Consider the following 12,965-nt stretch of genomic DNA (forward strand, 5'->3'; position numbering starts at 1 on the left):
CGTGCCCAGACCGGCCATCCACAGACCCATGATCCACAGGTCACCGCCGACACCCGGCGAACGCTCCGCGTCGGACAGTGGCGTATAGGCCGTCCAGCCGAAATCGGCCGCGCCACCTGGGGTCAGGAACCCGCCTGACGCGATCAGGCCGCCGAACAGGAACAGCCAATAGCTGAACATGTTGAGCCGCGGGAACGCCACGTCGGGCGCGCCGATCTGCACCGGCATGATCACGTTCGCGAAGCCGACGAACAGCGGCGTCGCGAACAGCAGCAGCATGATCGTGCCGTGCATGGTGAACAGCTGGTTGTAGACCTCTTCGTTCACGATCTGCAGCCCCGGCTGGGCCAACTCCGCCCGGATCAGCAGCGCCATCACGCCGCCGAACAGGAAGAACGCGAACGAGGTGATCAGGTACAGATGTCCGATCACCTTGTGGTCGGTGGTGGTGAGCAGCCGGACCGCGACCCGCCCCAGGCTGCGGCGCTGGACCACCGCCCCGCCGACAGTTGCCTCCCGGCGATGCTGAATGACGTCTACCATCACCCCTCCTCGACCGCACCCGCACTACCCTCAGGAATACCAGGAATCAGGGCAGCGGTCTGCCCCCAGTGACCCCGATCCGCTCGCCGGTGATGTAACTCGACTCCTGCGAGGCGAGGAAGACGTACGCCGGCGCCAGTTCCGCGGGCTGGCCGGCCCGGCCGAGCGGGGTGTCCGCACCGAACTGGTCGCCCTTCTCGGCCGGCATGGTCGCGGGAATCAGCGGAGTCCAGATCGGGCCGGGCGCCACCGCGTTGACGCGGATCCCCCGCGGTGCCAGTTCCTGGGCCAGGCCCTTGGTGAAGTTGATGATGGCCGCCTTCGTACTGGCGTAGTCGAGCAGGTTCGGCGACGGCTCGTAGGCCTGGATCGAGGATGTGTTGATGATGGCGGATCCCGGCCCCAGGTGCGGCAGCGCGGCCTTGCAGAGCCAGAACATCGCGTAGACGTTGGTCTTGTAGACCCGGTCGAACTGCTCCGTGGTGATCTCGGCGATGCCTTCCTGGGACATCTGGTACGCGGCGTTGTTCACCAGGATGTCCAGCCCGCCGAGCTCTTCCACCGCCCGGGCGACGACGGCCTGACAGGCTGCCTCCTCGCGCAGATCGACCTCTTCGATCACGCAGCGACGGCCGGCGGACTCGACGAGTTGCTGGGTCTCCTGCGCGTCGGCCTTCTCCGGGCCGAGGTAGGTGATGAGCACATCAGCCCCCTCGCGCGCATAGGCCAGCGCCACCGCCCGCCCGATCCCGGAGTCGCCGCCGGTGATGAGGGCCTTCTTGCCGGTGAGCTTGTCCGACCCGCGGTAGCTCTCCTCGCCGTGGTCCGGCTGGTGCCGCATGGCGTCGGTGGTTCCCGGGTGCTCGATCTGCTCCTTGCCCTGCTTCTCCGGTCCTGCGAACTGCCGCGTCGGATCGGTCTGCGCATGCTGGTCGGCCATCGTCGCCTCCTGTCGGTTCGCTGTGAGCCCCGGGTACCCCGGTGGAGCGGCGATCAACATCCCCTGACGAAACTGAAGCTGTTTCCGACTTCGCGACTCTCAGCGATCGAGTTATGACGGAGGGGTTGAGACTCGCGACTTACCCGGTTAGGTTGTCCGGAGTCTTATTTCAGGTCTTGAACTAAGCGGGAGGGACGCGAGGGCCTAGGCACGCCACGGCGCTGGGGAGTCGGAGGTGCGATGGGTACGACGGTGGGAACGGCTCCGGCCGGGACGGATTTCCCGTGGTACTGGCCCCTCGGAGCGATCACCGGTGGCCTGGCGGGCGGCGTACTGGGTGAGCGGTTCGGGACGTGCACGGGGCTCGTCCTCGTGCTCGCGACGGGAGGGGTGATCGCCGGAGCCAGCGTGCTGTCAGTCGGGAGATCAACGCCAGCCTGAGGGAGGTCGGATGCGTCCAGTCACGACGCGAACGCTGAACACCAAGGAATTCGCCGACATCAAACACACCGTGTCGATTCGGTCCAAGGCGCGCAAGAACCTGCTGCTCGACCCGAGCTACGCCGCGCCGCTGCCGCAGGAGGTCAGTCTCCAGCTGACCTACCGCTGCAACCTGCGCTGCACCCACTGCTACCAGTGGAACGAGCAGGGCTTCTTCCGCGACTTCAGCGCCCAGAAGCAGAAGACCGAACTGGACCTCGAGGTCGTCGAGGACGTACTGCGTACGACGGCGCCGGTCCGCTCGAAGCTGTTCCTCTGGGGCGGCGAACCGTTGATGCACACCAGGTTCGACCGAGTCGCGGAGTTGCTGGAGAAGTACCCGCGCACCGTCAACATGTGCACGAACGGCCTGCTCTTCAAGCGCAAGCTCGACGACCTGCTGCGAATCGGCGAGAACCTCAACCTGCTGGTCAGCCTGGACGGGCTCGGCGAGGACCACGAGGCGCTGCGCGGCCGCGGCACCTTCCAGCGCACGATGGAGAACATCCAGCTGATGCTGGACCTGAAGCGCAAGGGCGAGTGGGACGGCGAGCTCTCGCTGTCCTGCATGGTCAGCCACGTCACCGTACACAAGATGTACGAGTTCATGGAGTGGGCCGAGGAACTCGGCGTGAACACGGTCTACTTCCAGTTCCCGTGGTACATCAGCCCCGAGGTCGCTGCCGCGATGGACCGGCTGTACGAGCAGTCCTTCGCCTGGCTGCAGCCGCACACCGGCACCAGGCGGCCGACCTGGCACTCCTACACCTACCGGCTGCCCGAGGAACTGCTGCCGGATCTGCGTGACTCGATGGCCCGGCTGGCGTCGCGCGCCTGGAACGTGCGGCTGCGCTACCAGCCGCAACTGGAGGACGACGAGGTGACCGACTTCATCCTCGGTACGTCGCGGCCGGCCCAGCACCGGAGCAAGTGCCTCGCGGTGTCGAACCGGATGGAGGTGCACGCCGACGGCGCGGTCAGCTCGTGCAAGTTCTTCCCGGAGTTCGTCGTCGGCAATCTCTACAACCAACCGGTTGGTGAGTTGTGGCAGAGCCAGTCGTTCCGCGAGGTCCGCCGGATCATGTCCGAGAACGGGATGATGCCGGTCTGCTCGAAGTGCATTCTCCTTTACCTGAACGGAGTGTGAGCCTTTCATGGAGATCGAGGACAGGGTCAAGCGCGTGCTCGCGAAGGTGCTGGACAACGGCATCAGCGCGGAGGAAATCGGGTCGGAGGCGGATCTGGTCGAGCAGTACGGGCTGGACTCACTGCAGACGATCACGTTCCTGCTGGCGATCGAGGACGAGTTCGATCTGGAGCTGGACTATCCGCAGCTGCAGTTGGATGATCTCCGCTCGGTCCGTCAGTTCAGTACGTTCGTAGCCCGCCTGGCCGCACCCGTGCAATGAGGACTGTTCGGTTGGGGACGTTCGATGCGGAGGCTTGGTGGCGGCCGCGTGAGTTGGCGGCGCTGCCGGCGATCGGCGGCGGGAGCGATCCCGCCGTCGACGCGATGGACGAGCTACTGGCCGGCTTCTGCGAGCCTGGTGATCTGCTGATCACGAGGCGCCCGATGGCCGCCGCCGTCCGCGAGGGGCTCGGCTTCACCTTCGACCATCTGGCTGTCGGTGATCCTGGGCCCGGGCCGGTGGAGCGGCATGTGTTGGGGAGCCGCAGGATCATGGCGGAGATCCGCGGCGCGAGCATCAAACCGTACGCAGTGCTGCCGGAGACCTGGACGTTGGCAGAGCAGTTGCTGCCGGCACCGGAGGTTGTTGCCGAGGTCAACTCCAAGTCCTGGTCCAACGACCTGGTCCGCAGACTCGGGCTTCCCGGCGCCGGGCGGGTCGTCCGGAGTACGGATGAGCTTGTCGAGGCCGTCACCGCGCTCGGCTTCCGCGCCGTGGTGAAGGACCCGTACGGCGTATCGGGGCGCGCACTCCTCGACGTCCCCTCCCCCGGCGTCCTCAAAGCAATCGAGCGAGTACTACGCCGGCAGGTCGACCAAGGCCTGCGAGTCGAGCTCCTCGTGCAGCAGAAGTTCCGCAAGCAGCACGACTTCTCCGGCCACCTCGAGATCGCCTTGGACGGCACCTGGGAGTTCCTCGGCATCCAGCAGATGACGAACCGCGGCTTCCGGCACTTCGGCTCCAGCCCGGCACCACCTTCCCTCATCGACCCGAACCAGTACGCCGAGACGCTCGCTCAGGTGGTCCCCGCCCTCACCAAAGCCGGGTACTCCGGACCAGTCGGCGTCGACTCCATGATCCTCGAGGACGGCACGTTGATCCCCATCCTCGAGATCAACGCCAGGCAGTCCCTAGGCCTGCTCGCGGTCCACCTTCACCGCCGAGCCACGCAGTACGGGCTGACCGGGCACCTCTGGCAGCTCGAGCTGAACGTCGCGCCGGGCAAGACCATCGACGACGTGTTCACCGCGTTCGGCGGGATCTTGCACCAGGGCGGCTCCACCCCGGGCATCGTCGTGCTGAACGGCAGCACGATCGCCGCACCCGGCGGACGCGTCTACGTCGCCATCTTCTGCCCAGCCGGCGAGATCCGTCGCTGGCGGCAACGCCTGCTGGCCGAGATCACCACGGCCGGCCTGACACCACGAGGGATGACCGATGCCGCTTGAGATCGGCTTGATCGGCGCGACCGGGATCGCCGCCCGAACAATGCTCCGCCCCGGCGTCCACGTTCGCGCGGTCGCGGCGAGCGATCCCGTCCGGGCCAAGGAATACGCCACCCAGCACGGGATCCCGGTGGTGCACGAGAACTACGCCGCTCTGCTGGCGGATCCTTCGATAAAAGCGGTCTACATCTCACTCCACAACTCGGCACATCACCGCTGGGCCGTCCGTGCCGCCGTCGCGGGCAAGCACGTGATCGTGGAGAAGCCGCTCTGCCTCACCGTTGAGGAGGTCGCCGAGCTCGAGTTCGCGGCGACAGACGTCCAGGTCTTCGAGGCGGTGGCGACGGCGCACGAGTGGCAGGACACCGTACGCGGGTACGTCGAGGAGCAGCCGTACGGGCGGTTGGAGTCGGTCGAGACGCGGATGACGTTCGCAGTACCGGCGTCTGGTGGGTATCGGGATCGGCCCGAGCTCGGCGGCGGGATCTTCTTCGATACCGCGAGTTACTGGCTGCAGGCAGTCCAGGCGACGGTCGGCCTGGACGTGGTGTCGGCCGAGGGAAGGTCGGACTTCGACGGTCCCGACCGCGTGGACCGCTCCTTCACCGCTTCGTTGCGCTGGGCAACAGCTGCCACGGCGACGCTGACCGCGGCGGTCGGCGAGCAGCACGTGTCCGATCACGTCTTCACCTTCCAGCAGGCCACGGTCAAGGTGCGCAGTTTCCTCCGGCCGGCGGCCGGCGCGGTACCGGTCAACCTGATCGTCACGCCTGCCGACGGTGAGCGGCAGGTGATCGGCTTCCCCCCGGTCGCGTACTACGACCGCCAGCTGGAGCGCATCATGAACAGCAGCACCGACGATCTCGCCGCCGCGGCGCCGCGGATCGCGCTCATGGCCGACATCTACCAGGACGCACGACGTCGCAAGGAGCAGGGATGAGCAACAAACGGCAGCTCGATCGTGCGGAGCTCGACGATCTCCTGAAGGAGTGCGGCGTCGATCCGGTCGACTCCGTCGAGGAGCTGACCGAGGGCACGTACAACACCGTCTACCGGCTCGGGAACGACCTCATCCTCAAGCTCTCCCCCGATCCCGACGCTCCGGTGCTGAGCCATGAGCACGACCTGATCCATACCGAGGCGGAGTTCTATCGCGCGGCGCTCGGCAAGGCCCCCGTTCCCGAGGTCGTGCACAGCGGCGACGACTACCTGCTGATGACGGCCCTGCCCGGTACGACGATGCAGAGCGCGGGGATCGCCGGCGCGGAGCGAGCTCGGCTGAGGCGCGAGCTCGGCGGGATCGTCGCGAGCCTGCACGAGATCACCGGCACCGGGTTCGGCTATCCCCAGAAGGGCTTGGTCGCGACCTGGAGCGACGCGTTCCTGTCGATGGTGGATGACGTGCTCGCCGATGCCGAGCGGTTCAGGGTGGAGCTGCCCCGGCCGGCCGCGCAGATCTGGAAACTCGTGCTCGACCGGGTGGACCTGCTGGACGCAGTACAGAGTCCGCGGTTGATCCACTTCGACCTGTGGGACGGCAACATCCTGGTGGAAGATGGGCGGATCACCGGGCTGGTCGACGGCGAACGTGCGTTCTGGGGCGACCCGGCGGCCGAGTTCGTCTCGCTGTCGCTCTTCAGCACTCTCGACGACGATCTGATGGCGGGCTACGGATCTGTAGTGGATGGCGAGAGGCTCACGCTCTATCGCATCTACCTATACCTGATCATGCTGGTCGAGGGGACGCCGCGCGGCTACGAGGGTCCGGAGCGCGAAGCGATGGTGAAGCTGATCCTGCGTCACCTCGTGAAGGAACTGGACTCGCTGTGATCGAGATCCTCACCTCTGGAGTCGCCCTGGGCGTCCACGTACCCGGCCTGCTCCTGGCCGACCGCCTCAGGGAACAAGGCGGTACTGCGAACGTCTCGGTGCTGGAGCGCCTCATGCCGGCCGAGACCCTGGCGACGACAGCCCGCTCCAAGCAGGCGTTCCACCGCGACTTTCGGGTCGCACTGGCCGGGCAGAAACTTGCTCGCAACGCTGCCGTCTCGACAGACGAACCAGCCGTCTGCCGACTTTTCCAGAGCTGGCAGGAGCGGGGTGTCAGCCGATTCGTGGTCTTCTCGGGCTTCTGGCTCTCGCTGGTCGAGCGCTACGTCACGCAGTACGGCGCTGTCCCGGTCGACGTGTGTCACGTGGACTCGGTGCAGTCGCCATCCTTCGACAAGGCGGGCACCACGTCGCTGCCGGTGCGGCACGTCTGGCTGGCGGACGCTGACAGGTTGCGGATTCCCTGCAGCATTCCGGTGTCGCGTGAGCCCGCAGTGCCGTGGAGTCGGCGGGACCAGCGGTTGCTCGTCCACGGCGGCGGCTGGGGCATGGGCACCTATCGTGAGCGCGCTGCCGAGCTGTCAGAGAGCGGGTTCTCGCTGGACGTGGTCGCGTATGAGGACCAGGATCTGGCGGGCGAGGGCGTCCGCTACTTCATGATCGATCCGTCGTGGCATCCGTGGCTCGACAACGGCTATCCGCCGTTCGGTGAGGTCTTGCCCGGCCGGACACCGGTCTATCACCAGCGCCGCGGCCACCACGGTTCGTTCGACCTGTGCCGGCAAGCGCTGGCGACGGTGAGCAAGCCGGGTGGTGGAACCCTGCTCGACTCCCTCTGGTCTGCAACGCCTGCTGTCCTGCTGGAGCCGTTCGGGGCGCATGAGCAGCGCAACGCGGACTTGTGGATCGAGTTGGGGTTCGGGATCTCCTTCGAGCAGTGGCAGCAGAAGGACTTCGCTGTAGAGGTGCTGGAGGAGCTTCATCAAGCTCTGCTCGCCGCTGAGGTCGCCGACTACTCCCAGGCGCTGCTGTGAGGCACCCGACCTCGCTGTGGCAGACCTTCGCTCTGGAGCTGGACGAAGGCAGGCCAGGCTTTACGAAGGGCCCGTGGTTCACCATGAACGCGGTGCTGTCGCTGGACGGTGAGCTGGATGCCGACGTGCTGGCTCGGACGTTCCACTCGCTGCAGCGGCGGCATGAGGCGCTGCGTACCGAGATCCTCGACGACCGGCTCCAGCTCGTCCACCCAGAGCCGCGCGCGGCACTTGAGGTGATCGACGAGGTGGCTACTCATGCACCTGTTGCTCTTGAGACGCCCGTCCGGTTGCGGCTGGCGGGGACCGAACTCGCGCTCCACTTGCATCACCTGGTGTCTGACCCGGTGACCTTGTGGGAGACGGTGAGCGAGCTGGCTGCCGGGTACACCGCTGCTCTGGCTGGGGAGTCGCTGCCGCCGGTTGAGGCGCAGTACTGGCAGTACTCGATGGCTGAAGCCGAGCAGGCCCGCCGGATTCGAGACAATGCCCACGACTGGTGGAAGAGCCGGGTGGGCGATGCGAAGGTCTGCCAACAGCCGGCGGGTTCACCTGGCTCTGCACTGGCCTTCCGCGAGGACCTGTTGACTGCGAGCGAGGTGGAGACCGTCGAGCGGCTGACCAGGCAGCATCGCGGAACTCCGCTCATCACCTTCCTCGCGGCTCTCACGCACGGCATGAACCCGCACGTCGGTGCCGGAGAAACCTTTCTCTTCACCACGCTGTTCGGCAAGCGCGATCGGCCCGCCTGGCAGCGAGTGCTCGGTCCCTGCATCGTGCCGTCGTTCCTGGCCGTACCGCGTCCTGGCGGATCACTGGCGGCGGACGTTCCCGCAGTACGGGAGGCGGTGGTGGGTTGCGGTCGGTATGCGCGGTTCCCTAGCTCCGAGGTCAACGCCTGGATCGAGAACAGGCCTCGGACGCCGTTCTTCGAGTACGTGCCACAGCAGTGGCCCGGGCTGTTCCGGTTCGGCCCGGTGAGCGCCAAGGTCGTCTCTGCGGCAGGGCCCAAGGACACCGGGCTCGCCGATGCCATGGCGATCCGGGTCCGCAAGACGACGGACGGCGTACTGACTGGCCATTTCAGTGCCGACGGCATCGACTGGACCGAGCCCCTGGTCCACCAGGTGCGGTCGGGGTTCCGGACTTATCTCCTGGCCGAATAGGGGAGGTAGGCCTACCCCGACCGGCTGCCCAACTCCCTGGGGACGCCGCCCGCGCGTCCGTAGCGTCGTGCTCGTCAGTCGGGAGCACAAGAGGGGTAGCCATGAGGCGCAAGCACGCCGATATCAGCAACAGCAGGACGGGCGACTCGGTCGTCCTGCAGGACGTACGCCGGGTGTACGGGCGGGGCGGCAACGCCGTGACCGCGCTCGACGGCATCAGCATCAGCTTCGCGCGCGGCACCTTCACCGCGGTGATGGGACCGTCGGGTTCCGGCAAGAGCACCTTCCTGCACTGCGCCGCGGGACTGGACCGGCCGACCTCCGGCGCGGTCGCCATCGACGGCCGGCCGCTGGCCGGGCTGAACGAGCGGCAGTTGACCGAGCTCCGCCGGGAGCGGATCGGGTTCGTCTTCCAGTCGTTCAACCTGCTGCCGGCGCTGACCGTCTGGCAGAACGTCACCCTGCCGCAGGAACTGGACGGACGCCGCACCAACCGCGCCGCCGTCCGCGAGGTCCTCGACCGCGTCGGCCTCGGCGACAAGTACAAGAGCCGGCCGGGCGAGCTGTCCGGCGGCCAGCAGCAGCGGGTGGCGATCGCCAGGGCGCTGGTCGCGAGGCCGGCGGTGATCTTCGCCGACGAGCCGACCGGCGCACTGGACACCCAGACCGCCGCGGACGTCCTCGAACTCCTCCGCGAGCCGGTCCGCAGCCAGGGCCAGACCGTGGTGATGGTGACGCACGACCCGGTCGCGGCCTCGTACGCCGACCAGGTGGTGTTCCTCGCCGACGGCGTCCTGGCCGGCAACCTGGTCGCGCCGACGGCCGAGCAGGTCGCCGACCGGATGACCCACCTGGGCGCCCGCTCCGCCCGCGACGCGCAGGCCCGCGAGGCCTACGCTCGCGACGTCCACGCCCAGGCCGCGCTCGCTGCTCAGGCGGCCGGACGATGATGCGGCTGGCCGTTCGCACGCTGCGCTACCGCAAAAGTGGTTTCATCGCGACCTTCGTCGCCGTCGTCTTCGGGACGGCGATCGTGCTCGCCTGCGGCGGTCTGATGGAGACCGGGATCCGCTCGAACGTGCCGCCGGAGCGGCTCGCCGCGGCCCCGCTCGTCGTCACCGGCAAGATGAGCCACCTGCGCCCCGGCGCCGAGGACGCCACCCCGCTGACGGAGCAGGTCGGCGTCTCCGCCGCGCTGGTGGACAAGATCCGCGCGTTCGACGGCGTCACGGACGTCATCGGCGACCTGACCTTCCCCGCCCCCGTCCTCAAGCAAACCGGCGCGGGGGCCGGGAGCGCTTCCCCCGTGCCCGGAGGGCAGGGGCATGCGTGGGACTCGGCGCGACTCGCGCCCTACCACCTGCAGTCGGGCATCGCACCGCGCTCCGGCGAGGTCGTCCTCGACTCCGCCACCGCTCGCTCGCTCGGCGCTCAGGTCGGCAAGCCGGTGAGCCTGCTCGCCCAGGGTGAGCAGAAGACCTTCACCGTCAGCGGAATCGCCGACGGCCCGGCCGGCCACACCTTCTTCGCCACCGACGACGCCACGCGCCTCGCCAACCGGCCGGGGCAGTACGCGGCGCTCGGAGTACTGGTTGCTCCCGGCACCGACCTGAAGGGACTGCGGAAGCAGATCGAGAAGGCCGACGGGGGCGTATCGGCGCTGACCGGCATCGATCGCGGCCTGGTCGAGCACCTCGAAGCGGTGCAGAAGAAGACCACGCTGATCGCGGTCGCGGGGTCCTTCGGCGGGATCGCGGCGATGACGATGATGTTCGTCGTCGCGTCCACGCTGGCCCTGTCGGCACAGCAGCGGGCCCGCGAGTTCGCTCTGTTGCGGAGTATCGGGACGACGCCGGGCCAGGTCCGGCGGATGATCCTGGGCGAGGCGATGATGGTGTCCCTGCCGGCCGTGGTCGTCGGCGTACTGCCGGGGTTGCTGCTCGGTCGCTGGCTGTTCGACCAGCTCGGCGCTAACGGGGTGGCGTCGTCCGACGTGACCTTCTACCAGGGCTTGATCCCGTTCGCGGCCGGCGCGGGCGCCGCAGTACTGGCTGCTGTCGGTGCCGCGTTGATCGCGGGACGCCGCTCCGCGAAGATCCGGCCGGTCGAGGCACTGGCCGAGGCCTCGCTGGAACGCAAGTGGTTCAGCTGGGTGCGGCTGGTCTTCGGGGTGCTCTTCCTCGGCGGCGGGCTGGCGCTGGCGATCGTGACCGCGACCGTCATGACCGGCCCGCTGGCCGGCGCGACCGCTGGTCCTGCCGTGCTCTGCTGGGCGATCGGCGTCGCGCTCCTCGGTCCGGCGGCCACGAAGGCCGTGCTCTTCCTGCTCCGCTGGCCCCTGTACGCCGTGAGCCGGGTCAACGGGCGACTCGCGATCCTCAACGTGACGGCACGATCGGTGGCGATGTCAGCCGCGGTGATGCCGGTGATGCTGGCAGTGGGGATCGCCACCGCCAACATCTACATGCAGACCACGCAGGTCGACGCGGCGGCCAAGGCGTTCACCAAGGATCTCCGCGCCGACGCCGTGCTCGTCTCGACGGCATCCGGTCTCGCGTCGTCGCTGCTCCCTCAGGTGCAGGCGCTGCCCGGCGTGGCGAGTGCTTCCGCCTATGTCACGAGCCTCGGCGTGATCGACGAACCACGCAACGCGCCCTTCGACGAGGAGGGTGCCCCGCTGCAAGGCCTCACCGCCCAAGGACCAGACGGTACCGCGCCTGTCCGCCTGACCTCGGGTTCTCTCGAGGACCTGACCGGCTCGACCGTGGCACTGCCCGACCGGGTGGCGTCGAAGATCGATCGTGGCGTCGGTTCCTCGATCAAGATGACGCTGGGCGACGGCGCCTCCGTCGACCTGCGGGTGGTCGCGACCTTCGCGGCGGAACGCGGCTACGAAAGCCTCGTCCTCCCGGCCGACCTGCTCGCCGCCCACACCACGGACCGGATGGCGCAGCAGATCCTGGTCCGGTTCGCCCCCGGCGCCTCCCTCGGACCCGAGCTGGCGAAGCTGGCCGCGGGCACCCCCGGAGTACAGGTGGCTGATCGGGATGCGCTGATCGCCGGGAACGGCGAAGACCTGCAGACCCAGGCCTGGGTGAACTACCTCCTGGTCGGCATGCTCATCGCCTACACCGCGGTATCGGTGATCAACACCTTGGCATCGGCGACAGTCCGTCGGCGCCGCGAGTTCGGCCTCCAACGCCTCACGGGCTCCACCCGCGGCCAGGTCCTCCGGATGCTGACCACTGAGGGCGTGCTGGTGGCGCTGGCCGGGATCACCCTGGGCACGCTCGTAGCGCTGACTTCCCTGATGCCGTTCTCGGCGGCGGTCTCCAACTCGGTCCTGCCGAGCGGCCCGATCTGGATCTACCTGATCATCATCGGAATCGCCTTCGCCCTGAGCCTCCTGTCCACCCTCGTCCCCGCCACCACGGTCCTCAAGAGCCGGCCCGCCGAAGCCGCAGCTCGCGCGGACTAGCGGCCCAACCGCCAGAAAGCTCCAGAGGCCAGTCCTCTGGAGCTTTCTGGTGTTACTGGGGAGCTCGTCTCGAGCCTAACCAAAGTTGAGCGCGCTACTCGACTTTCTCAGCTGCCGAACGCCGGGCCTTGACCTTGACGATCACGAACCACGCCACCGCGGCCACCGCCGCGGCGAGCACGACCCACTGGAAGATGCCGACGGACGACTCCACCACGTGCCACTGCTCGCCCAGCCCGTAGCCGGCGAGGATCAGCGCCGAGTTCCACACCAGGCTCCCGCACGCGGTCAGCGCCAGGAAGAGCGGCACCCTCATCCGCTCCACCCCAGCCGGGACGGAGATCAGGCTGCGCACCACGGGTACCAGCCGGCCGATCAGCACCGCCTTCGCCCCGTGCCTGGCGAACCACTCCTCGGCCTTGTCGATGTCCTCCACCTTGACCAGTGGCAGCCGCCCGGCCAGCGCGCGCGTACGGTTCCGGCCCAGCGCCGCGCCCACGCCGTACAGGGCGAGGGCGCCGATCACGGAGCCGAGGGTGGTGAAGACGATGGCGCTGACCAGCCCCAGGTCGCCCCGGTTCGCCGCGAACCCGGCCAGCGGCAGGATCACCTCGCTCGGCAGCGGCGGGAACAGGTTTTCCAGCGCCACCGCGAGCCCGGCACCGGGGGCACCGAGCTTCTCCATCATCTCGATGGCCCAACCGGCCACTCCCTCGGTCGGTTGCTGCGTCGCCAGCGCCAGCGCGGTCATCATCACCTGGTTCGTCGGGGTCATGGCATCGACGCTAGGGCTGCGAAACCCGCTCGCACCCTGCGGTCGACCGTCGTCGTTCCTCGGCTTTTCCACAGTACAGAACTG

General features: G+C 68.0%; 13 protein-coding genes. 10 read left to right on the forward strand and 3 right to left on the reverse strand.

Features of this window, described 5'->3' with window-relative positions:
* The coding region (locus ABD255_RS31380; RefSeq protein WP_344220404.1) for a cbb3-type cytochrome c oxidase subunit I at positions 1–543 on the reverse strand (543 nt) is incomplete at its 3' end.
* Positions 544–589: 46 nt separating this feature from the next.
* Positions 590–1,483 (reverse strand): SDR family oxidoreductase, encoded by an 894-nt coding sequence (locus ABD255_RS31385; RefSeq protein ID WP_344220405.1) that lies wholly within the window; start codon positions 1,481–1,483, stop codon positions 590–592.
* Between the two features lie 240 nt (positions 1,484–1,723).
* Between ABD255_RS31385 and ABD255_RS31390 the strand changes: the two genes are divergently transcribed.
* The 10 genes from ABD255_RS31390 to ABD255_RS31435 all read left to right on the forward strand — a co-directional run bounded on the left by ABD255_RS31390 (position 1,724) and on the right by ABD255_RS31435 (position 12,106).
* Positions 1,724–1,924, forward strand: a complete 201-nt coding sequence (locus ABD255_RS31390; protein ID WP_344220406.1) for a hypothetical protein — start codon at positions 1,724–1,726, stop codon at positions 1,922–1,924.
* Positions 1,925–1,934: 10 nt separating this feature from the next.
* Complete coding sequence (locus ABD255_RS31395; RefSeq protein WP_344220407.1) at positions 1,935–3,110, forward strand: radical SAM protein; 1,176 nt, start codon at positions 1,935–1,937, stop codon at positions 3,108–3,110.
* Between the two features lie 7 nt (positions 3,111–3,117).
* Positions 3,118–3,372: an acyl carrier protein gene (locus ABD255_RS31400; RefSeq protein WP_344220408.1), complete on the forward strand. Its 255-nt coding sequence runs from the start codon at positions 3,118–3,120 to the stop codon at positions 3,370–3,372.
* 11 nt (positions 3,373–3,383) lie between these two features.
* Entirely contained in the window at positions 3,384–4,601 is a 1,218-nt protein-coding gene (locus tag ABD255_RS31405; protein ID WP_344220409.1) for an ATP-grasp domain-containing protein, read from the forward strand.
* Positions 4,591–5,538 carry a Gfo/Idh/MocA family protein gene (locus tag ABD255_RS31410; RefSeq protein ID WP_344220410.1) on the forward strand — a complete coding sequence of 316 codons (948 nt, stop codon included), beginning with the start codon at positions 4,591–4,593 and terminating at the stop codon, positions 5,536–5,538. The genes ABD255_RS31405 and ABD255_RS31410 overlap by 11 nt, the downstream gene beginning before the upstream one ends.
* The gene (locus ABD255_RS31415) at positions 5,535–6,428 is read left to right on the forward strand and encodes a phosphotransferase family protein (protein ID WP_344220411.1); all 894 of its coding nucleotides are present in this window, start codon (positions 5,535–5,537) and stop codon (positions 6,426–6,428) included. Before ABD255_RS31410 ends, ABD255_RS31415 begins: the two co-directional genes overlap by 4 nt.
* Positions 6,425–7,462, forward strand: coding sequence for a glycosyltransferase family protein (locus ABD255_RS31420; RefSeq protein WP_344220412.1), 1,038 nt, complete (start codon positions 6,425–6,427; stop codon positions 7,460–7,462). Before ABD255_RS31415 ends, ABD255_RS31420 begins: the two co-directional genes overlap by 4 nt.
* On the forward strand, positions 7,459–8,628 hold the full coding sequence (locus tag ABD255_RS31425) for a condensation domain-containing protein (RefSeq protein WP_344220413.1): 1,170 nt from the start codon (positions 7,459–7,461) through the stop codon (positions 8,626–8,628). Before ABD255_RS31420 ends, ABD255_RS31425 begins: the two co-directional genes overlap by 4 nt.
* Positions 8,629–8,729: 101 nt before the next feature.
* On the forward strand, positions 8,730–9,578 hold the full coding sequence (locus tag ABD255_RS31430; RefSeq protein ID WP_344220414.1) for an ABC transporter ATP-binding protein: 849 nt from the start codon (positions 8,730–8,732) through the stop codon (positions 9,576–9,578).
* The gene (locus tag ABD255_RS31435; protein WP_344220416.1) at positions 9,575–12,106 is read left to right on the forward strand and encodes an ABC transporter permease; all 2,532 of its coding nucleotides are present in this window, start codon (positions 9,575–9,577) and stop codon (positions 12,104–12,106) included. Before ABD255_RS31430 ends, ABD255_RS31435 begins: the two co-directional genes overlap by 4 nt.
* A gap of 94 nt (positions 12,107–12,200) precedes the next feature.
* Here ABD255_RS31435 and ABD255_RS31440 read toward each other — a convergent pair whose 3' ends face one another.
* Complete coding sequence (locus ABD255_RS31440) at positions 12,201–12,881, reverse strand: DedA family protein (RefSeq protein ID WP_344220417.1); 681 nt, start codon at positions 12,879–12,881, stop codon at positions 12,201–12,203.
* Between the last annotated feature and the right edge of the window lie 84 nt (positions 12,882–12,965).

This window comes from Kribbella sancticallisti (assembly GCF_039530625.1).
GTDB classification, from domain to species: Bacteria; Actinomycetota; Actinomycetes; order Propionibacteriales; family Kribbellaceae; genus Kribbella; species Kribbella sancticallisti.